Annotated in this window: 23 protein-coding genes and 1 pseudogene; 3 read left to right on the forward strand and 21 right to left on the reverse strand. The window is 35.7% G+C overall.

Annotated elements, in window-relative coordinates:
* The 9 genes from D569_RS0121245 to D569_RS0121290 form a co-directional block, all read right to left on the reverse strand.
* Nucleotides 1-231 carry a hypothetical protein gene (locus D569_RS0121245; protein ID WP_018934460.1) on the reverse strand — a complete coding sequence of 77 codons (231 nt, stop codon included), beginning with the start codon at nt 229-231 and terminating at the stop codon, nt 1-3.
* Nucleotides 232-245: 14 nt separating this feature from the next.
* A complete protein-coding gene (locus D569_RS0121250; RefSeq protein ID WP_018934461.1) occupies nt 246-494 on the reverse strand; it encodes a hypothetical protein in 249 nt (82 codons plus the stop codon).
* A gap of 20 nt (nt 495-514) precedes the next feature.
* Nucleotides 515-760 carry a hypothetical protein gene (locus D569_RS0121255; RefSeq protein ID WP_018934462.1) on the reverse strand — a complete coding sequence of 82 codons (246 nt, stop codon included), beginning with the start codon at nt 758-760 and terminating at the stop codon, nt 515-517.
* Between the two features lie 6 nt (nt 761-766).
* Nucleotides 767-1033, reverse strand: coding sequence for a hypothetical protein (locus tag D569_RS0121260; protein WP_018934463.1), 267 nt, complete (start codon nt 1031-1033; stop codon nt 767-769).
* Between the two features lie 90 nt (nt 1034-1123).
* Nucleotides 1124-1372: a hypothetical protein gene (locus D569_RS0121270; protein ID WP_018934465.1), complete on the reverse strand. Its 249-nt coding sequence runs from the start codon at nt 1370-1372 to the stop codon at nt 1124-1126.
* A gap of 87 nt (nt 1373-1459) precedes the next feature.
* A complete protein-coding gene (locus tag D569_RS0121275) occupies nt 1460-1687 on the reverse strand; it encodes a hypothetical protein (protein WP_018934466.1) in 228 nt (75 codons plus the stop codon).
* Nucleotides 1688-1691: 4 nt separating this feature from the next.
* On the reverse strand, nt 1692-1961 hold the full coding sequence (locus tag D569_RS0121280; protein ID WP_018934467.1) for a hypothetical protein: 270 nt from the start codon (nt 1959-1961) through the stop codon (nt 1692-1694).
* A gap of 1 nt (nt 1962) precedes the next feature.
* Nucleotides 1963-2727: a BRO-N domain-containing protein gene (locus D569_RS0121285; protein WP_018934468.1), complete on the reverse strand. Its 765-nt coding sequence runs from the start codon at nt 2725-2727 to the stop codon at nt 1963-1965.
* 135 nt (nt 2728-2862) lie between these two features.
* Complete coding sequence (locus D569_RS0121290; RefSeq protein ID WP_018934469.1) at nt 2863-3075, reverse strand: helix-turn-helix domain-containing protein; 213 nt, start codon at nt 3073-3075, stop codon at nt 2863-2865.
* 110 nt (nt 3076-3185) lie between these two features.
* Here D569_RS0121290 and D569_RS23760 point away from each other — a divergent pair, with 110 nt between their 5' ends.
* The 3 genes from D569_RS23760 (at nt 3186) to D569_RS0121305 (ending at nt 5845) form a co-directional block, all read left to right on the forward strand.
* A complete protein-coding gene (locus D569_RS23760; protein ID WP_018934470.1) occupies nt 3186-3512 on the forward strand; it encodes a helix-turn-helix domain-containing protein in 327 nt (108 codons plus the stop codon).
* Nucleotides 3499-4572, forward strand: a complete 1074-nt coding sequence (locus D569_RS0121300) for an ImmA/IrrE family metallo-endopeptidase (protein WP_018934471.1) — start codon at nt 3499-3501, stop codon at nt 4570-4572. Before D569_RS23760 ends, D569_RS0121300 begins: the two co-directional genes overlap by 14 nt.
* A gap of 118 nt (nt 4573-4690) precedes the next feature.
* Nucleotides 4691-5845, forward strand: coding sequence for a site-specific integrase (locus tag D569_RS0121305; RefSeq protein ID WP_018934472.1), 1155 nt, complete (start codon nt 4691-4693; stop codon nt 5843-5845).
* A 107-nt stretch (nt 5846-5952) separates the two neighbouring features.
* Here the strand turns inward: D569_RS0121305 and glnA are convergent, their stop codons facing one another.
* The 12 genes and pseudogenes from glnA to vanR form a co-directional block, all read right to left on the reverse strand.
* Nucleotides 5953-7284 (reverse strand): type I glutamate--ammonia ligase, encoded by a 1332-nt coding sequence (gene glnA / locus D569_RS0121310; RefSeq protein ID WP_018934473.1) that lies wholly within the window; start codon nt 7282-7284, stop codon nt 5953-5955.
* Nucleotides 7285-7309: 25 nt separating this feature from the next.
* Nucleotides 7310-7708, reverse strand: a complete 399-nt coding sequence (locus D569_RS0121315) for a MerR family transcriptional regulator (protein WP_018934474.1) — start codon at nt 7706-7708, stop codon at nt 7310-7312.
* 118 nt (nt 7709-7826) lie between these two features.
* Nucleotides 7827-9047: a methionine gamma-lyase family protein gene (locus D569_RS0121320; protein WP_018934475.1), complete on the reverse strand. Its 1221-nt coding sequence runs from the start codon at nt 9045-9047 to the stop codon at nt 7827-7829.
* Complete coding sequence (hflX, locus tag D569_RS0121325) at nt 9044-10297, reverse strand: GTPase HflX (RefSeq protein WP_033405319.1); 1254 nt, start codon at nt 10295-10297, stop codon at nt 9044-9046. The genes D569_RS0121320 and hflX overlap by 4 nt, the downstream gene beginning before the upstream one ends.
* 89 nt (nt 10298-10386) lie before the next feature.
* The gene (hfq, locus tag D569_RS0121330) at nt 10387-10611 is read right to left on the reverse strand and encodes an RNA chaperone Hfq (protein WP_018934477.1); all 225 of its coding nucleotides are present in this window, start codon (nt 10609-10611) and stop codon (nt 10387-10389) included.
* A gap of 38 nt (nt 10612-10649) precedes the next feature.
* Nucleotides 10650-11585 carry a tRNA (adenosine(37)-N6)-dimethylallyltransferase MiaA gene (miaA, locus tag D569_RS0121335; protein WP_018934478.1) on the reverse strand — a complete coding sequence of 312 codons (936 nt, stop codon included), beginning with the start codon at nt 11583-11585 and terminating at the stop codon, nt 10650-10652.
* A 67-nt stretch (nt 11586-11652) separates the two neighbouring features.
* Entirely contained in the window at nt 11653-13503 is a 1851-nt protein-coding gene (gene mutL / locus D569_RS0121340; protein ID WP_018934479.1) for a DNA mismatch repair endonuclease MutL, read from the reverse strand.
* Nucleotides 13504-16107, reverse strand: a complete 2604-nt coding sequence (gene mutS / locus D569_RS0121345) for a DNA mismatch repair protein MutS (protein ID WP_018934480.1) — start codon at nt 16105-16107, stop codon at nt 13504-13506. It abuts the gene before it with no gap.
* A gap of 553 nt (nt 16108-16660) precedes the next feature.
* Complete coding sequence (gene cotE, locus D569_RS0121350; RefSeq protein WP_018934481.1) at nt 16661-17224, reverse strand: outer spore coat protein CotE; 564 nt, start codon at nt 17222-17224, stop codon at nt 16661-16663.
* A 406-nt stretch (nt 17225-17630) separates the two neighbouring features.
* A pseudogene (locus tag D569_RS0121355) lies at nt 17631-18362 on the reverse strand (M15 family metallopeptidase); the annotation flags it as partial.
* A 125-nt stretch (nt 18363-18487) separates the two neighbouring features.
* Nucleotides 18488-19573 (reverse strand): HAMP domain-containing sensor histidine kinase, encoded by a 1086-nt coding sequence (locus D569_RS0121360; RefSeq protein ID WP_018934483.1) that lies wholly within the window; start codon nt 19571-19573, stop codon nt 18488-18490.
* The gene (vanR, locus tag D569_RS0121365; RefSeq protein ID WP_018934484.1) at nt 19566-20261 is read right to left on the reverse strand and encodes a vancomycin resistance response regulator transcription factor, VanR-F/VanR-M family; all 696 of its coding nucleotides are present in this window, start codon (nt 20259-20261) and stop codon (nt 19566-19568) included. Before vanR ends, D569_RS0121360 begins: the two co-directional genes overlap by 8 nt.
* Nucleotides 20262-20312: the final 51 nt, after the last annotated feature.

Here is a 20312-nt window from a genome sequence, read left to right on the forward strand (position 1 = left end):
TCATTTTTCTTTTGTTTCAAAATTAGCAATAACTTTTGTAGCACCGAAGTGTTCTAGCAATGCTATTTCACTTGGATCCAAATCTTCTACAAGCCAAAACTCTTCATCATGAATGTAGATTTCATCACCGTAATAAACTTCATTCCCAAAGAAGTCAGTACCGTAAATATCCGGTTCTTTTTCTGGATGACCAGTTTTATTGATTTGATATACTGTTGGATGTTCCGTCAACTCTTTCACCTCCTTTAAAGTTTTGCTAATTCTTCCTCAAGACGTTTGATTTCTTTTTCAATAACTGACCTAGTTACTTCTAAAACTTCATCAACAACTCTTTTATTGCGTGTGAAAACATTGCCGTTGTGGCTATGAATCTCTAATTGTGAGAATTGATCTTGACTTTCTTTAACTGCATGGTTCAAATGTTTGATCTTTTCAATAATCTCATTAGCTTCACCTACACGTTTTTGCATATATTCAAGCGTTTTTCTATCCAAATTTCTCACCTCCTTTCAAGCTACCAGTTATACCTGGTCTTCATAGCTTGATCAGACAATTGCAATTCCTGATCGGTAATCTTTCGACGTTTCAAAATTCTAACCTCAGCCAATAATCTTAATGCATGCATCAACTGCATTTCCGCCTTATCGAATTCGCCTTGATTGATTAATTCGCTAGATAGTTCTTTGTTATCGAAAATTTCTTTTCGATAATGTAACGCTTGCTGCTTGTCCGACTCTCGGAAATGATCACTGAATGGCATTTCTATTCACCCCCAATGACCGTTTTTCATTAAGATATCTATAATTTCACCGATATACGGTTCATCAAGATTGATCACTACATAATTGTTATAAGGTTCTTTACCATCTTTCATACGACCATTTTCAATCCAATCTGCTACTTCATTAAATGCAATCCTGAAATCTTCTTTTGTGTTTACTGGAACGTATTTATTTAGATCATTTTCATTAATGACTGTATATTTCCGCTCCCAACCTTCCTTTACAGTTCCTTTGAATGCTGATTCACTCATTCCTTATCCTCCGCTCTCTCGGCAATTTCAGACTGCATTTTTCCAAGCGCAAGGTTGTACAATACCACTATGAGAACAACTACCACAAAACTAATAAGAAACCATTGCACTTTGTGTTTCCTCCTTTTCAGCTTTTATTTCCATGTACAGGTTATAAAGAAAATCATTGTTTTTCTTAAATTCCTTGAGTGCATATGGATCATTAGGAATTTCGAATGCATCTTCCAGGTCCGTTATCATTCTTTCCAAGCTTTCTACCTTCACTTGATTATCGATACTGTAATACTTAATGCGATTGAATCGACCAATAACATCAACCATTCTTCCGATAGCTGCCATTCTCACTATTCACTCCTTCCTGTTTTATGACTAAAATCGTTCAACAATTTCCGCATGTTTGGTAAAAAGAGAAAGCCTATTCGGCTTTTATCCCCAAGTTCCATTGGTGTAATATTTAAACCATTCGCCGTTTGCATAATGCACTTCAAAGCAGCGTTCAGGGATGTTACGTAACACTTTCTTGATATTACCTAGTCTATAATTTCCCTTTTCTTCAGAACCGATTGCATTCATGTGCTTGTTATAAGTTTTCATCAGCATATGAATTTCATGGTCTTGCATGTCAATAGCATCAGCTGCTAGTTTCAGTGACATTTCTTCACGCTCCTTCCATTCTCTCTAAATAATCCAACAAGAATTGAGTCGTTTTAGCAGCCGGAAAATACCACTTACCACCTAGCTTTACTTTTGGAAAATTAGGATCATAGAAGAAGGTACGCTGAATACTGGACCAGCTCATACAAGTTCTTCTTACCAGTTCATTTCTATCCCACATCACCATGTCAAATTCCGCTTTATCCAATCGCTTTTGAACTTCTTCTCGACAGATATCTTCAACCATGGATTGATCGATTTTGACTTCGATCATTTTAATCACCCTTCACAATTTTCTCGATCTCTTTTTTTCCTTTCTCGTTATATCTGAAAGAAGAAACCTGTTTGGAACTATGACGAGACTTATCCATCACCCATACTCCATATTCATCTGTTTTTAATTCGTTTGCTTTTGCAATTCTCCCAATTTTGTTTGCCGTTATCCCTAACTCATTACCAACTTCAGTTGCTGTATAAGTTTTCTCAATTTCTGGGCGATGATCTGTATTTTTGTCTGTTATAACTTCTAAGGCGTTAACCTGTAATAACTCAACCGCAACCGGCGAGAGTGTATTATTTTTCTGCATATCTAAGATCAGCTTCGCTTGACGAGTACGAGCATTCATTAATCGTGCTTCAGCTTTCATCTTTTCAACTTGAAGTTTTTCTTGTTCTGATTGTGGTTGAACAAGTTGAACCTCACCTCTTCTTAATTGTTTTAGTAACTTTCTAACGAACGCTCTAAATTCTCTTGCCTTTGGTTTTTTCGATAACATAGTGACTTCGTAAATGCCATCTTCATTGAAAATTCTTGTCTTCTGGGTACCGCCCTTAGAGTACGGTACCTCGATAAGTGCTGAGAATTCTTCATTTCTCAAGTAAGTATTGTTTTCAATTAGTTTTTCTACAGCTCTTACTTGTGCGTACTCTAATGATTTCGCTAACTGTTGAATAGTCATAACCGGTTCGTTCTGTTCATTCCAATAAACTTCTACTTCATTACCTTCAAATAATTCTTTAACTGCTAATTGTAGCGACATCTAAATTTCCTCCTTTATATATCTTCGATGGTATTTTAAATACCGTTGAAGATAAAAAAATATAAATATTCAATTTAGGTATTGACAATACCCAATTAATAATAGATAATTATATTTGGGTATTACAAATACACTTCAAACACATACAATGTCTTTGAATAGTTCTTCTGGGCTCCTATCCAAAATATTACACAGTTTGAACATTAACGACGTACTTGGATTTACCCTTCCGTATTCAAGACTTTTGATGTGCTCAAAGGAAACTCCTGCTAGTTTAGCTAATTCAGGCCTGCTATAACCTTTAGCTTCTCTTGCGGTAATAAGATTCACTCTTTTTTGAGCACTCACTTAAATTTTCACCTCACTTTTAAGAAGTTGGTTTAAGTATACATGGTATTTATAATACCGTCAAGTATTTTTAATACCCTTTTTTCAAAAAAAAAATTGGAGGTACTAAGATGACGGTAGGAAAAAGGCTTAAAGAACTTAGATTAAAAAAAGGTTATACACAGCAATATGTAGCTGATGTTTTAGGAATTGGTCGGTCTAATTTGGGTCACATCGAGAACGATAGAGTATCGCTTGAATCGAAACACGCACAAACTTTAGCTGAGCTTTACGACACGTCATATGATTATATTTATACAGGTGAAGGTGAGGAACACATTGATCCTGATATAAGAACTCTTCGCAGAGCTGCTAAAGATATGACACCAGAACAAAGAAAGAAAGCAATCAAAATACTTGAAGCTACTTTCGAGGATTTGTTCGATGATGAGGACTAAGCCTGATTATAATAAAGCAAAAAGGTGCGCATATAAAGCTCTGGAAGAACATAATGTTAATGATTTTCCAATAGATATTCTTACTATACTTAATTCATATGACGATATAAAAATAATTAAATATAGCGAAATGGCTAAACAACATGGGTGTTCGATCGAAGAAATAATTTCATTAAATTCTTCTGAAGATGGAGTAATTCATTACTCTGGAAAAAGAGACAAATACATTATTGCTTATAATGATACCATTGAAGTAAAAGAGAGAGTTTATTGGACTTTAGCACACGAATTCGGCCATTATATTTTAGGACATCACAAGGAATCAGAAAGATATAGTTTATCAAGAAATGAAATTAGTGAAGATGAATATAATATCCATGAAGTAGAAGCAAACTTCTTTTCTAGGTTTTTTATTTCACCTCCAGCAATAATAGTTGAAGCTAACATGCATGATCATAATAAAATAATGGAATTCTTTGGTATATCATTTACGGCAGCAATAAATACTTTAAAGTACATTCAAAATAGTTATAATAAGGGTTTTCGTTTTTTCTTACCAGAAACACTATCGAATCGTTTTAAAACTTTCATTAGGAAGGTAGTGTATGGGAGAACATGTTCCAATTGCTCCGCGTTTTCATTTAGAAGCAATTTACATCACTGTGGAATATGTGGTAGTAATGATTTTCATAATTTTATGAAAGGGGAAGATATAGATATGATTTATCCAGGAGTAGAAGTAAACCAAGAAGGAAAAGCAATTGTATGTCCTGTTTGTAGTAATGAGGAAACAAACATAGAAGGTGATTATTGTACACAATGCGGTACATATATCGTTAACAAATGTTCCGTTACTGATGTAGATTGGAATGATAATGAATATCATACATGTCCTGATCCGTTACCAGGGAATATAAGATATTGTCCAAGTTGTGGATCAAAAACCACATTTTTAGAGAACGGGATCCTTTCTGAATGGAATGAAGTTATAAACGGAAATGTCAAGAAGCCGCAATTATCAGCAGTGCCAGATCTTTCAGACGACGATTTACCATTCTGACCAGCGTAAAATGTGTACTGTTAAAAAAATTTACACTTGAAACAGAACAAACATTCCCACTTCAAGGAGGTGATGAATAATTTAACGCGTTATTACGATTAGAAAGGAGTAATTAGTTATGGGAATAAGCTACAGAAAACATAATGGCGCATGGGAATATCGCATTAAATATCAAGATCCCATTACAAAAAAGTACAAGGAAAAATCAAAAAGAGGTTTTAAGACTAAACCTGAAGCGAGATTCGAAGCACAAGAAGTCGAGAAGCAATTGTTAAATAATTTTGAGTTAGCCAGCCAAAACATTTCATTAAAAGAATATCTATTTAGCTGGTTAAAGGAATATAAGGAGGGTGTTGTCAGAAAAAACACATATGATTTGCATAAAAGAAATATTGAAAAGCAAATACTACCCTATTTTAAAGAGGTTGAACTGAAATCAATTAAGCCTACTATTTATCAGAAATTCTTAAATCATCTTCATGATCAAGAGTATAGTAAAAGAACTATCGAAATTGTACATGGTACTATGCACAATGCCATGGAAAAAGCTTTACATCTCAATATGATCGATCGAAATCCAACAATCGGCGCAGTAATTAAGGGTAAAGAAAAAGAACGAAAAGTTAAATTTATCGATTCAACAGAAATACCTTTATTCTTAAAAACCGCTTACAAATACGGTTATATTTATTGGTTGTTCTTTAGCTTCATGATTGATACTGGAATGCGTAAAGGTGAAGTGGCTGCACTTCAATGGTCAGATATTAATTTTAAAGAAAAAACCGCCAAAATAACTAAGACATTAGATTTTCAAGCAGATTCTGATGATGAATTGTTTGGTGATCCAAAGACTTTTCGTTCTAAGAGGACAATAACTTTAACTAAGAATACAATAAACCAGCTTAAAGAACACTTGAAATGGCAAAATACAAATAAGCAAAATTTAAATGATATTTATCGACATGATCTTAACTTAGTCTTTTGCCGTGATGATGGCTATATAATGCCGAAGTCTAGTTTATTTAATGCTTTCAGACGAATATTAAAACAAACTGGTATACCTAACTTGCCTATACATTCGCTCAGACATACCCACGCTGTTTTATTATTAGAAGCTGGTAGTGATATGAAATACATCCAAGAAAGGTTAGGACATGGTAGCTACCAAATAACTGCAGATGTGTATTCACACATTTCAAAACGTCTTGATGAAAAATCAATGGAAAAATATGAATCGTACTTCAATCAAATTACATCATCAAACGATGATTAATTTTTTGTGGGTGTTTCGCGGGTGCGGTTGTGGGTGGACAAAAATTCACTACTATTATCAAACAAAGAAAAACCCCAGACACTAGATGTGCCAAGGGTTTATAGTTATTAATATGCTTGAATATATTGTTCTCTTTCCCAAGGGTGTACTTGCGTACGGAACATGTCCCATTCGATTTCTTTTGATTCGATAAAATGTTCGAATAAGTGCTCACCAAGAGCTTCTACAATTGTTTCGTCTTTTTTCAATTCATCTAATGCATCGGCTAGTGTTGCAGGTAAATCTTTTACTCCATTAGCTTCACGCTCTTCTTTATCCATTACATATATATTGCGGTCTACTGCTTTTGGAGCTTCTAGTTTATTTTCGATTCCGTCTAAACCAGACGCTAAAAGTACAGATAGTGCTAAGTATGGGTTAGCAGATGGGTCTACACTACGAACCTCAACACGTGTACTTAAACCACGAGAAGCTGGTACACGGATTAATGGACTACGGTTAGATCCAGACCAAGCTACATAACAAGGTGCTTCATAACCAGGTACAAGACGCTTATAAGAGTTTACAGTAGGATTCGTTACTGCTGTAAATGAAAGAGCATGCTTAATGATACCTGCGATGAATTGATATGCAGTCTCACTTAATTCAAGTGGTCCATTTTCATCTAAGAATGTATTTGTTTTTCCTTTGAATAATGACATGTTACAGTGCATACCAGAACCGTTAACACCGAAAAGTGGTTTTGGCATAAATGTAGCATGTAAACCGTGTTTACGTGCAATAGTTTTAACAACAAGTTTAAATGTTTGAATATCATCTGCGTGCTTAATAGCATCAGAGTATTTAAAATCAATTTCATGCTGACCAGGAGCAACTTCGTGGTGAGATGCTTCGATTTCAAATCCCATTTCTTCTAATTCAAGTACGATATCGCGACGGCAATTTTCACCTAAATCTGTAGGTGCAAGGTCAAAATAACCACCTTTATCGTTAAGTTCTAGAGAAGGATCGCCTTTCTCATCTAATTTGAATAAGAAGAATTCTGGTTCTGTACCAATGTTAAAGGCCGTGAAACCAAGTTCTTCTGCTCTTTTCAGGTTACGTTTTAAGTTATAACGCGGGCAACCTTCAAATGGAGTACCATCTGTATTATAGATATCACAGATAAAACGCGCTACTTTCCCTTTTTCAGAAGTCCATGGGAATACAACGAAAGTATCTAAGTCTGGATAAAGCTTCATGTCAGATTCTTCAATACGTACAAAACCTTCGATTGAGGAACCATCAAATACCATTTGGTTGTCCAACGCTTTATCCAATTGGCTTAATGGAATCTCAACGTTTTTGATTGTTCCAAGTAGATCTGTGAACTGCAAGCGGATAAATTTTACATTTTCCTCTTTGATTCTTTGCTTAATCTCTTCTTTAGTTAATCCCATTGATTAAACTCTCTCCTTTATAATTTTAATGGAAGAATCGTGATAATTCTCCCTGTCTTAACGAAGTTTTGCCTAATCTGCCAGCATCCAATAATTCTTTATGCAATATTTTTCGTAGTTCTTTTTCAGATATTTCAGACGATTTTGCATCTGACTCATCGGACTTTTCTGTTTTTGGCATGCTTTTCATTTCAAGCACTTGTTTAATGCCTGCTAAATTGAGACCTTTTTCAATTAATTCTTTAATCTCTAATAGACGATCTACATCATTAAATGAAAATAGCCGTTGATTTCCTTCTGTCCGTGATGGATGTATCAATTGATGTTGTTCATAGTATCGGATTTGCCGTGCAGTTAATCCTGTAAGTGATTTAACAATTCCGATAGAAAACAAGGGCATGGAACGTCTATCTAAATCACTCATCTCAATCACCCCTTCCGTCTGTTTTCTATAACTCTATTATACACTTTGTAAATTTAGTGTCAAGATATGTTAGGTAAGTTAACATAAAAATCATTAGTGAAGATTTGGTTGTTATTCCTCATGATTTCAACTTGTTTGCCGCATTGATAACTGCTAATTTAACATGATTGTAAGTTAATCCACCTTGAACAAAAGCAGTATATGGTTCTCTTATCGGACCATCTGCTGTTAGCTCTAGACTTGCTCCTTGTATAAAAGTGCCTGCTGCCATGATCACATCATCTTCATAACCTGGCATTGATGCAGGGTATGGCAGTACATGGGAATTAATAGGTGACTGTCTTTGAATTGCCTGACAAAAAGCAATCATTTCTTCAGCAGTATGGAAAGTAACCGATTGGATTAAATCCGTACGGTGAGCATCAAATGCGGGCGTTGTATTATATCCAAGCTTTTGCAAATAAGCAGAAGTAAATACCGCTCCTTTTAATGCTTCACTTACAACATGTGGTGCAAGAAACAAGCCTTGATACATTTCTTGTAACATACCAATACTTGCACCAACTTCTTTCCCAATTCCTGGAGCTGTTAACCGGTTAGCTGCCATTTCCACATAGGCTTTCTTCCCCGCAATATAACCTCCCATTCTGGCAATACCGCCACCTGGGTTCTTAATTAAAGAACCGGCGATAAGATCTGCACCTAAATCAGTTGGTTCTTCCATTTCCACAAATTCCCCATAACAATTGTCAACAAATATAATGACCTCTTCTTTTAATTGGCGAATTTGCTTGATTGCTTTCTCCATTTCCTCTATTGTTATCGAAGGTCTGTCATCGTAACCTTTGGATCGCTGAATAGCAACAACTTTCGTCTGATCGTTTATCATTTGCTTCAATTGCTTGAAATCAATACAACCATCATTCAAATCCGTATGGTGATATTGTACGCCAAAATCAGAAAGTGATCCCGATACAAATTTATCATGGCCAATCACTTGATTTAACGTGTCATATGGTTTTCCGGTAATATACAATAATTCATCGCCTGGACGAAGAACCCCGAACAAAGCTGTGCTTATTGCATGTGTGCCAGAGGTTATTTGAGGACGGACAAGTGCATCCTCAGTTCCAAATATAGAAGCATAGACCTCTTCTAACTTATCTCTTCCATAATCATCGTATCCATAACCGGTTGTTGGATTAAAATCACTGTCACTGACTTGATGTGTTCGAAAAGCGTTTAACACTTTTTCTTGATTATAGTATTCCACCTCTTGGATTTTATGGAAAATTGGTTCTATTTGTTTCTCGACTTCCCTAATTATTGATTGATTCATTCTTGATGGAACTCCTTTATTTCTTTCATAATAGCATGATTTGGATCGACAAATCCCTCCACATGATAGCCTGATTTGTCCTCTACATATGTCTGTTTTTCCAAAATAGCATATTGACGTATTTTTGCTAGTTTACTTGCTTTATCTTCCGGTACAAAACCTGAGAAATAAGTCCACTGTTCTTTAATTAATTTTTCGATTTCCTGTTTCACTACAGAAATATCTTCACTTTCTAAAGCACTAATGATCAAATATGGATGGGATGATGGAACAAACTCATCTGCTTCAATTAAATCCCTTTTATTATAAATGGTTAAAATCGGAATGGTATCTGCTTCTAATTCTGATAATAATCGATAAACTGTGCTTTCATGATCATGTCTATTCGGTGCAGCGACATCGATCACATGCAGGATCAGGTCTGCTTCACGAACTTCTTCTAATGTAGAGCGAAACGCCGCTATAAGCGCTGTTGGTAAATCCTGAATAAACCCAACTGTATCCGTTAACAACACTTCGAGGTTGGACGGTAGTTTCATTCTTCGTGATAACGGGTCTAATGTTGCAAATAATTTATCTTCATAGAGAGAATCGCTTTTTGTCAGGCTATTGAACAAAGTTGACTTTCCAGCATTGGTATATCCTACAACTGCAACTTGAAATAGTTGTTGTTTACGTCTATTACCACGATATTGTTCCCGTTGATTGACCACTTGTTTTAAACGTCTTTTAATATCATCCATTCGATTTTGAATATGACGACGATCTGTTTCAAGCTTTGTTTCACCAGGTCCTCTGGTACCAATTCCACCACCTAGCCTCGATAAATCCGCACCTTGTCCATGCAGTCTTGGTAGCATATACGCATATTGAGCAAGCTCCACTTGCAGTTTACCTTCTTTGGTACGTGCTCTCGCTGCAAATATGTCAAGTATTAGTTGACTTCGGTCAATTACGCGCACATCCAACTGTTCCTGCAAATTCCTGATTTGCCCACCTGACAGTTCCTCATTCGTTATGACAATGTTAATATTTTTCTCTTCTATAAGTTGGTTGATCTCCTCTAATTTACCTTCCCCAACATAAAATTTCCGATGTGGTGCAGAGCGTTTTTGAACGATAGTTTCAACTACTTCGCCTTCTGCAGTTTGTACAAGAGCTTCTAATTCATTTAATGAATAATAAAATTGTTCTTCATCTTTTTGTTCATGCATAATAGCAATTAATAATACTTTCTCGATATCGATCACCTACTATTTTTATTTATTAGTGTAACAACAACATATGTTTTAATGCATAGAAAAGGCGCTACTGAAAGAATAGCGCCAATCATGCTTCATTATTCCTTATCAAGCGTAACGTTTTTAGATGGAGCAAAGGTGGATATCGCATGCTTGAAAATCAACTGTTGCTTTCCTTCTGTCTCAAGCAACACCGTAAAATTATCAAATGCTTTAATGACTCCACGTAATTGGAATCCATTAGTTAAGAATACAGTTGCCGGAATACGTTCTTTTCGAAGTTGATTTAAATACTGATCTTGAATATTAACTGATTGAGACATGGTAGTACCTCCTCTAATTTCTCTATGTTTTTTATATTCTATGTTTCTTTATAGAATCCTTCTAAATCTGCTAAAATATTTTGAAAAACCTGATTCTTCGTTTCTACTGTAATGGAGTACCAATCTACAGGCATCTTATTCTTGAACCAAGTATATTGCCGTTTAGCAAACCGACGAGAATTTCTTTTCAAAGTGTTAATTGCTTCTTCCAAGCTTTGTTCCCCTTTTAGGTAGGGAAGTATTTCTTTATAACCAATACCTCGCATTGCTTGAGTATTCTCCAGACCTGCTTGATAAAGGCGTCTGACTTCTTCGATTAAACCTTCTTCCACCATTTGATCGACACGTTGATTGATTCGCTCGTACAATAGTGGACGATCCATCTCTAAACCTATGATGCGAAAATCATAACGAGATTCTTCCTGTTGCTTTTGCTGGTACTCTGTCATTGTCATACCTGTACGATCATAGACTTCAAGTGCTCGAATAAGGCGCCGGCGATTGTTAGGGTGTATTTTTTCCGCTTGCAAAGGGTCTACCTGCTTCAATCGTTGATAAACAGCTTCAATTCCCTCACGTTCTATTTCAATCTCAATTTGCTCGTGATATTCGTTAGACCGTTCGCTTACCGCGAATTGATAGTCATATAATACAGATTGTATATATAAACCAGTCCCGCCAGCGATAATCGGCAGTTTATCCTTCTCTTGAATCCTAACAATATTTTCTTGCACTTGTTTTTGAAAATCAGCAACAGAAAAAGAAGCAACTGGGTCTAAAATATCTATCATATAGTGAGGGATGCCTGCTTTTTCTGCTTCGGTTACTTTTGCTGTACCTATATCTAAGCTTTTGTAGATCTGCATGGAATCTCCACTGATTACTTCACCATTAAATTTTTTAGCAACCTCAATAGATAACGCCGTTTTTCCTACTGCAGTTGGACCGACAATGACTACTAATTTCTCTTTCAAGTTATCACTTCCAATGATGACTATGCTTTCTTACAGTATACCTTACATTACCTGTTTCTTCATCTATTTACATGATTCGTTTGAACATTTTTTCCATTTCGTACTTAGTAAATTGAATAATAATCGGTCTGCCATGTGGACAAGTAAAAGGCTCCTCACATTTTCGCAAGTCATCTAGCAGTCGTTGCATATCCTCTATATTTAAATAATGGTTAGCCTTGATCGATCGTTTGCATGACATAAGAATAGCTGCTTCCTCTCTTAACTTGTACAAGTTGAGCTGCTTTTCTTGAATCAATTGATCTACCATGTCTCGGATTATCTCTGCTTCTTCACCTTTTGGAAACCAATGTGGATGTGACCTTACTATATAGGCATTTTGGCCAAATGCCTCTAAAAATAACCCTACTTTTTGTAACTCTTCCTTATATTGTTCAATATAGAGTGCTTCTTGCTGCGTAAATTCAAAGGTTAGCGGGACTAATAAGTCTTGCATATGCCCATCTACTTCACCTATTTTATCTCGGAAATATTCATATTTGATTCGCTCTTGTGCTGCATGTTGGTCAATAATATAAAGCCCTTGTTCATTTTGGGCTAAAATATACGTTCCATGGTGCTGACCAATTGGGTACATAACAGGCACTCGAGTCACTTCTTTATTCACTACCTGTTGCTGTTCTTGTGATTTACCTTCTACTACTTCTTCCAAGTTATTGCTACTATTATGTTCATTATTTTCTATTGTCATACTAGTGCTGATATGTTCCGCCTCACGAACCATCGCGATATCGTCTATTGGGTCCTGATCTGACTTCTGTTGAAAGGGTTCCTGCATCGGTGTATTCACACTTGGCTGATGTCTGTCAAAATCAAATTGTGGCTGATCTGATTTTTCTTTTGGAGTACTTTTTTTCTGACCAGCAGGTATTAGCGTCTGTTGATGAAGAGCTTCTTTAATCATTTTTTCCACTGCTTGAAATAACTCTTTTTCTTTACTAAATCGCACTTCCAATTTAGTCGGATGAACATTAACATCGATTAAATACGGATCCATCGAAATATTCAGCACGACAACCGGCTGTCTGCCGATTGGAAGAAAGGTATGGAAACCATTGGTAATAGCTTTCGCCAGACCAATACTTTTAATAAAACGGCCATTTACTATCGTCGTAATATAGTTTCTTGAAGCTCTGTTGACTTCTGGTTTTGCAATATATCCGGTTATTTCGTAATCTAATGTTTCGGTATGCACGGGAATCATTTGTTTTGCTACTGACATCCCGTATACGGAAGCTGCAATTTGGCGTAAATCTCCTTTACCTGTCGTTTGGAATATTCGCTTACCGTTATGGGTTAACTCAAAACGGATATCAGCATGAGAGAAAGCCATGCGGTTAATAATATCTGTGATATGGCCTAACTCTGTATGAACAGTCTTTAAATACTTAAGCCGAGCAGGAGTATTAAAGAAGATGTCCTGAACAGTAATTTCAGTACCTTGCCTGGCATCACTTCTTCCCTCTTCTTTAATATGGCCACCTTCTAAAAGCATTCTTGTTCCTGCTTCATCACCTGTAGATGTTTTAATTTCTAACCGGCTAACCGCTGCAATACTTGCAAGAGCTTCACCTCGAAACCCTAGTGTTCTCACATGAAAAAGGTCGTTTTCATTATTTATCTTACTCGTGGCATGTCGTAAAAAAGCTTTCTTACATTGATCATGAGGAATACCATTCCCGTCATCAGTTACTTTAATTTCCTGTAATCCTGCTTCTTTAATCTCGATTTTTATCCAACTGCTGTTTGCATCAACACTGTTTTCAACTAACTCTTTGACAACAGATGCGGGGCGTTCTACGACTTCACCCGCCGCAATTTTATTGGCTAAAAAATCCGGAAGTTCGTTGATTTGCATCTATTCTCGCCCCTTTATTCCTTGCGCTTTCTTTTGCAATTGATAGAGCTCATTGATCGCATCCATCGGCGTCATTTCCAATAATTTAATCTTCTGTAAACTCTCTACTATTTCTCGATATCCAGAAGGTTCTTTCTTTTTAACAGGTTCTTCTGGCGCGAAAAAGGCTATTTGTTCCATTGTCATGTCATCCTTGTCCCTGTCCACTGGGGATGATGATTGATCGCTTGACTTTCCTTCTAACTGAGACAAAATAATATTAGCTCTTTTGATTAATTTATCTGGTAATCCTGCTAATTGAGCTACATGAATTCCATAGCTTTCATCTGCAGCTCCTTCGTGAATCTGATGAAGAAACACTACCTTCCCTTCAATTTCTTCGGCTCTAACATGAATATTTTTTAGTGCAGATAAGTTATCTTCTAAACTTGTTAATTCATGATAGTGAGTTGAGAACAGTGTTTTAGCTTTAATATGATCATGAATATATTCAATAATCGCTTGTGCCAAAGCCATCCCGTCATATGTACTTGTACCTCTTCCGATTTCATCAAGTAATATGAGACTATCATTCGTAGCATGTTGAATTGCGTGATTAGCTTCTAGCATTTCTACCATAAAAGTACTTTGACCTGATACTAGATCATCAGCTGCACCAATTCGTGTAAAAATCTGATCCGTTATCGAAAGTTCGGCGCGTTGGGCAGGAACAAAACAGCCGACTTGAGCCATAATGATCGTTAAAGCTAACTGCCGCATATACGTACTCTTACCTGACATGTTCGGTCCTGTGATTAATAACAGATGCTTATCATCAGCTAATTCAATGGTGTTAGGAACAAATTGTTCACCTTTCATCACTTTTTCAACGACAGGGTGCCTGCTTTCTTCTAAGTAAATATGATGATCTTTTGTAAAGTTAGGTCTGACATAATTATTTTCTTCACTTACCGTTGCGAAACTTTGCAATACATCCATTTCACTTAATGTTTCTGCTAATTGCTGTAAGTCAGGAATAAATCTTTTTACTTTTTCTCTAATCTCAAGAAAGAGTTGGTACTCCAATTCAACACTTTTTTCTTCAGCTTCTAATATTAATGTTTCTTTTTCTTTTAATTCCTCAGTAATAAATCGTTCAGCATTCGTTAAAGTTTGCTTACGTTGATAACGACCTTCTGGAATCATCGGCAAGTTTGGACGAGTTACCTCAATGTAATAACCGAACACTTTATTAAATCCGATTTTTAACGACTTAATATTCGTTTCAGCTTTTTCTTTTTGTTCCAGTTCTGCTATCCAATGCTTTCCATTCCTTGACGCATCTCGATATTGATCTAACTCTTGATTGTAGCCATCCTTGAGAAGCTTACCTTCTGTTATCGAAATGGGTGGATCTTCAGCAATACTGTTTTCAAGAAGTTCGTAAAGTTCGGGTAACGGGTCCATCCTATCGGAAAGCGCTTGTACTGCCTTACTATCAAATTGTTTTAACTGCTCTTTGATATACGGAACTTTTGCCAATGATCTCTTCAATTGAATTAAATCTCTTGCATTAACATTTCCAAATGATACCCTGCCTGATAACCGTTCCATATCATAAATAGATTGTAAGGCCTCTCTAATTTCTTCTCGTTCGAAAAACTGTTCATAGAAACCGTTAACTAAATCCAGTCGTTTTTCAATTAACGATTGTGTTAGCAAGGGGCGCTCTAGCCATTTCTTTAGTTTTCGTGCTCCCATGGCCGTTACAGTGCGATCGATTACCCATAATAAACTGCCATACTTTTCTTTTCGCAATAATGAGGAAGTAATTTCTAAATTGCGTTGTGAATACATATCTAATGTCATATATTCAGCAAGCTCAATCACTTGGGCCTTCTTCAAGTGATCAATTGCCCTTTTTTGTGTATGGTATAAGTATTGATATAACACCATACAAGTCTCTCTAAGACGGTCATCCGCAATATCTTTGACAAGCTCAGCTATGGCTTGATCAGGAGTTGTTTCTTTAGCGTACGAAACAGTTAGTTGCATTTTTTCTTTTAATTCATCAATATATGTAGCAGCTAGATCTTTCTCGACGACTACCTCCTTAATAGGACGGTTATATAACTCACTTAACACCGCACTCCATCCACGCTTTATTTCCATGACGAAGGTTTCACCTGTCGACATATCGGTATAAGCTAGATTAAATTTCTGATCTGTTGTTTCTGTCACTACTGCCAAATAATTATTTTCTTTATCATCCAGCATATTCCCTTCCATCACAGTACCAGGTGTAATAAGTTGAACTACTTCTCTTTTGACTACACCTTTTGCTGCTTTTGGGTCTTCCACTTGTTCACAAATCGCCACTTTATACCCTTTATCAATTAATGCTTTGATGTAGCTTTCAGCTGAATGAAATGGAACACCGCACATCGGAATTTTTTCATCGCCGCCACCATCTCTGCTCGTTAGTGTTATTTCTAGTTCTAATGCTGCTTTTATTGCATCTTCAAAAAACATTTCATAAAAATCGCCTAAACGAAAAAATAAAAAGCAATCCTGGTAATCTGCTTTTATTTTTAGATACTGCTGTATCATTGGCGTATAACTCATTCTAGTATCCCCCAACATCTTTCATTTCTTGTAACATTATAGCATAGAAGCAGAATGCAGATAAACAATTAAGAAATTACCTCACCCCGTATCATTCTCCCTATTTTTAAAAGTGGAAAGGGAGTAAGATAAGAAAAAACGGCCTCCCCCGCCGGATCGTTATTACTTTGGTAGTAATGATGAAATATATGAACAGCTTAAGCACCGCTCCGGCTGCTCACTTCCCTTTCGCTGGGGTTTGTCCTTCAGCTAACTTTTTCGAGCAAAACCCGCTCGAGAAAGTGGATCTTCAGCCCAAACAATTCCCACAGGAGTGAAAGTGGGCGGCCTCCGCTATTATCATGCTCTACAACGATAGCATGAGGTAACAAGGTTGTTTTCCCTTACTAATAGCGATTTTCACCTTGTCCATTGTAAAAAGTTAACCTATTACCTCTGACAAGAATTGTTGCACCTCCTTATAGCGGAGACTAATTACGGAGACTCCTGCGCTGATTTCATTCTTTCTATAAAATAAAAAAATACAGTGTGAGCATTCCCCACACTGTATACGTTATTCTTCTTCATGATCGTCTAGGAAATCAGGGTCAATGTCATCGAATTCATCATCTGAAATTGCTAGATCCCAATCTTCATCATCATAGACTTTACCTTTAGGATCTACCTTAACAGAGATCTTTGTTTCACCGATAACTTCTACTAGGAATTCTCTTTCTGCATCCACTTTAATTTTATTCCCTTTCGTATCAATACTGCATTCTAAGCAATTGGGTTGTTGAATGACTTTTGCAATTACTTCACACTCATCACCAATATGTTGTTTATCTCGAATCGATAACGGTACATGATCACAATATTCTACTCGTTCTGTTACTACTTCTGTTTTTGTATTATCATTGTATGCATACCACACATTTACATCATAAGTTCCTTTAATCTCTACTGTATCCTTTTTCACTAATTTTGCATGATAGTTATGATTGATAATCCAACAACCTAAAATACTTGATGGACGATGCGCTGGTGAGATAGTATTCGTTTCTTGCTTAAATTTTCTACCCTTTCCAATCACCGCTTTTGTTATAATTTCTCGGTATTCTTGGTCTAGATAAGACATCGAATTATAACCTCCCTCTTATTTCAATTTCATCATATGCGAGATATTCGTCTATAGTGCCTTCATTCGTATAAAAAATGTTAGCCATAGCGCCTACTTCATCCTATGCAGTTGCCTAGGAATGTGTACATATGTAAAATGAGGGATTATAAATTCGTTACAATCCTTCCTAAAGCTAGCCTATTTACAGTGTTATTGACGCAGATAATATTCAATTTGCTTAATTCTAAGGTCGTGAATTTTTTAATTATCTATTTTCATATACAGTCACAATTACCCCATCCATATTGTTTCCAGAAATTTCATACTCCTTATGTTCCGGTATATTAATTGTTAGGTTTTCGGAATAAGGATAATATATAACAGTATATTGCTCATCCTTATACTCGATAGAAACTTTCTGCTTCTCCTTCAGATAATCCAAGTACTCTTCTAGCACAAAATTCTTCTTTTTAATAATCGCACTATGTGGTAATCCTACATACCGAATATGCCAAGGTTCATATTCGATCCCAGTGACGTCCACTTTATCTTCTGGATAGCGTAAAACAAATCCATGTTTCCAAGCATTTTCTTTTATCCATTCTCCCTCTGATGCATTATACATCGAAGTTTCGGTAGAACCTACATCAAGTGCTAAACCTAAATTATGTTCACTATGTCCTGGTGGTAAAGCATAATCATCTCCCTTGTCTTGATAAAGAGTTTCTTGTTTTTCAAATTCTCGAAAACCGCTACTTATTAAAAAACGATTAACGCCGTCTTTTTGAGCAGCTGCAACCATCTTAGAAAATCTAAGTGCGACATCTTTGGATAAATACATTTCAGACTCTAACAACACATAACCTTGTGTTAACTCGTTATCTGTAAATAAATTAACGATATCTGATTTTATACTGTCTTGGTCTACAGGATATTCACTATTGACCAAAAGTAGATTTCCGCGCTTGATTTGATCTTCTGTAATTTCTTTCTGTAGAGTGTTTTCAGACGAAAGTTCACCATCTAATGGATCATCGTTATTCTGATCAGATGGTTTAATCTCTATATCCGGAATTTCCTGGGTATCGGGTACGATATAAACAATTGAGATACCCAAGCATACTAACAAAAACAATAAAATTACCCACTTTTTCATTTTAAGTTCCTCCTACTTTCTAGTTGATTAAAGTATAGGAAAAACTTCTTAAATAAAAAGTAGGGTAAAGTTTAAATTTTTCTTAAATTTGTACATTGATTTTATTCATTAACTGGTTCAATTTCCTATGGTAAGCGCACTTCAAATATTGTCCGTATTAAATCACTATCAACATGAACCATTCCGTTGTGCTGTTCGACAATATTTTTGGCAATGAACAAGCCAAGGCCGGTACTATTTTCTTGATGAGTGCGAGCTTTATCCCCAGTATAGAACATGTCAAAAATATACGGAAGTTCATCTGGTGGAATGCTATCCCCATAATTGATGATTTGAATAACAACTTCCCCCGAATCAATAAAACCATTGATATCAATATATTGACCATCATATCCATATCGAATTGCATTCGTCAGAAGGTTTTCAAAGACACGTGCTAACAGATCCCCATCAGCTAAAATTGGTAATGGGGAACTCAATTTTGTTCGACAAACTAAATTATTATTTTCGAAGATAGGATACAATTCTTCCTTTAATTGATGCAGTAAATCAGATAAATCAATTTCTTTTTTATTAATTGGTAACTTACCATAGTTCAATCTAGTTATTTCGAATAATTCATCAATGAGTCCTTCTAAACGCTTAGATTTAGTAAAGGCAATCATTAAAAAATGATGAATCTGTTCTTGTGTCAAGTTGTTATCCTTTAAGACTAAATCTATATAGCCTAATACAGATGTAAGAGGTGTACGCAAATCATGAGCTAAATTTATGACTAACTGATCTTTACTACTTTCAGAGAAATCTCCTCTTTCTATAGCTTGTTGCAATTTTTCACTTGCCAAATTAATGTCCTGTGCAATGTCTTTAAATTCATCATTTGTTTGAATTTGAACAGTATTTGTAAAGTCACCACGAGCAAGATAATGAATCCCATTTGATATCTCATTAAAATAGCCAGAATAAGGTTTCGTAAAGAAATAGAAAAACAAGACGGAAAGTGGAATGAAAAAAAGTAAAAAGAAATTAATGTCCCCAACCCTTCCGATGAATAACCGAACTTCAAATAATGGATCTCCATAATCTACCATAGTGTGATAATAAAGTTGTAGTACTTTAAAGATAAAATATGTTATCAGTCCAGCAAACAGTAAACTCAAACCAAAAAGCAACACCATTTTTGAACGAAATTTGCGTACCCTATTAACCATTGAAAGTATACCCCACTCCCCAAACTGTTTTAATCCATTTATTTTTTTGCTTATCTTCTTTTAGTTTTTTCCGCAAAGTTCTCACATGGACCATAACCGTATTACCACTTTCAAAATATGCTTGTCCCCATACCTGTTGAAAAATATTATCCACACTATAAACCTTCTTTGGGTGACTAGCTAATAAATACAATATATCAAACTCTTTTGGCGTGAGCTCAATGTTTTCGCCGTATAACATAACTTCTCGTTGATCAGGAATAATTACTAGTCCAGCAAATTCTAAGGTCAATTTATTATTTGTTTGTGTTTGATTTAATTTTATGAATCGTCTTAATTGAGCATTTACACGAGCTACTAATTCCATAGGTGAAAATGGTTTAGTCATATAATCATCAGCTCCGATAACAAGTCCCTGTACCTTATCGAAATCAGATGTTTTGGCACTCAAAAATATGATAGGCATATTATGTTGACCACGTATTTGCCTTGTTACTTCATATCCATCCATTTTTGGCATCATTATATCCAAAATCAGCAAATCAATTTCTGTTGTCTCGATCATTTGAATGGCTTCTTGTCCATCAGATGCTTTGATAATATCATATCCTTCTTTTTCTAGATGGATGGCAATTAAATCTCTAATCTCCTGTTCATCATCAACTATTAAAATTGAGATTCGTTTCATCTATTCCACTCCTTGAATGCATAGTTGAATTAAGTAAGTCTGTAGATATGA

Source organism: Gracilibacillus lacisalsi DSM 19029, assembly GCF_000377765.1.
In the GTDB taxonomy this organism is placed as follows: domain Bacteria; phylum Bacillota; class Bacilli; order Bacillales; family Amphibacillaceae; genus Gracilibacillus; species Gracilibacillus lacisalsi.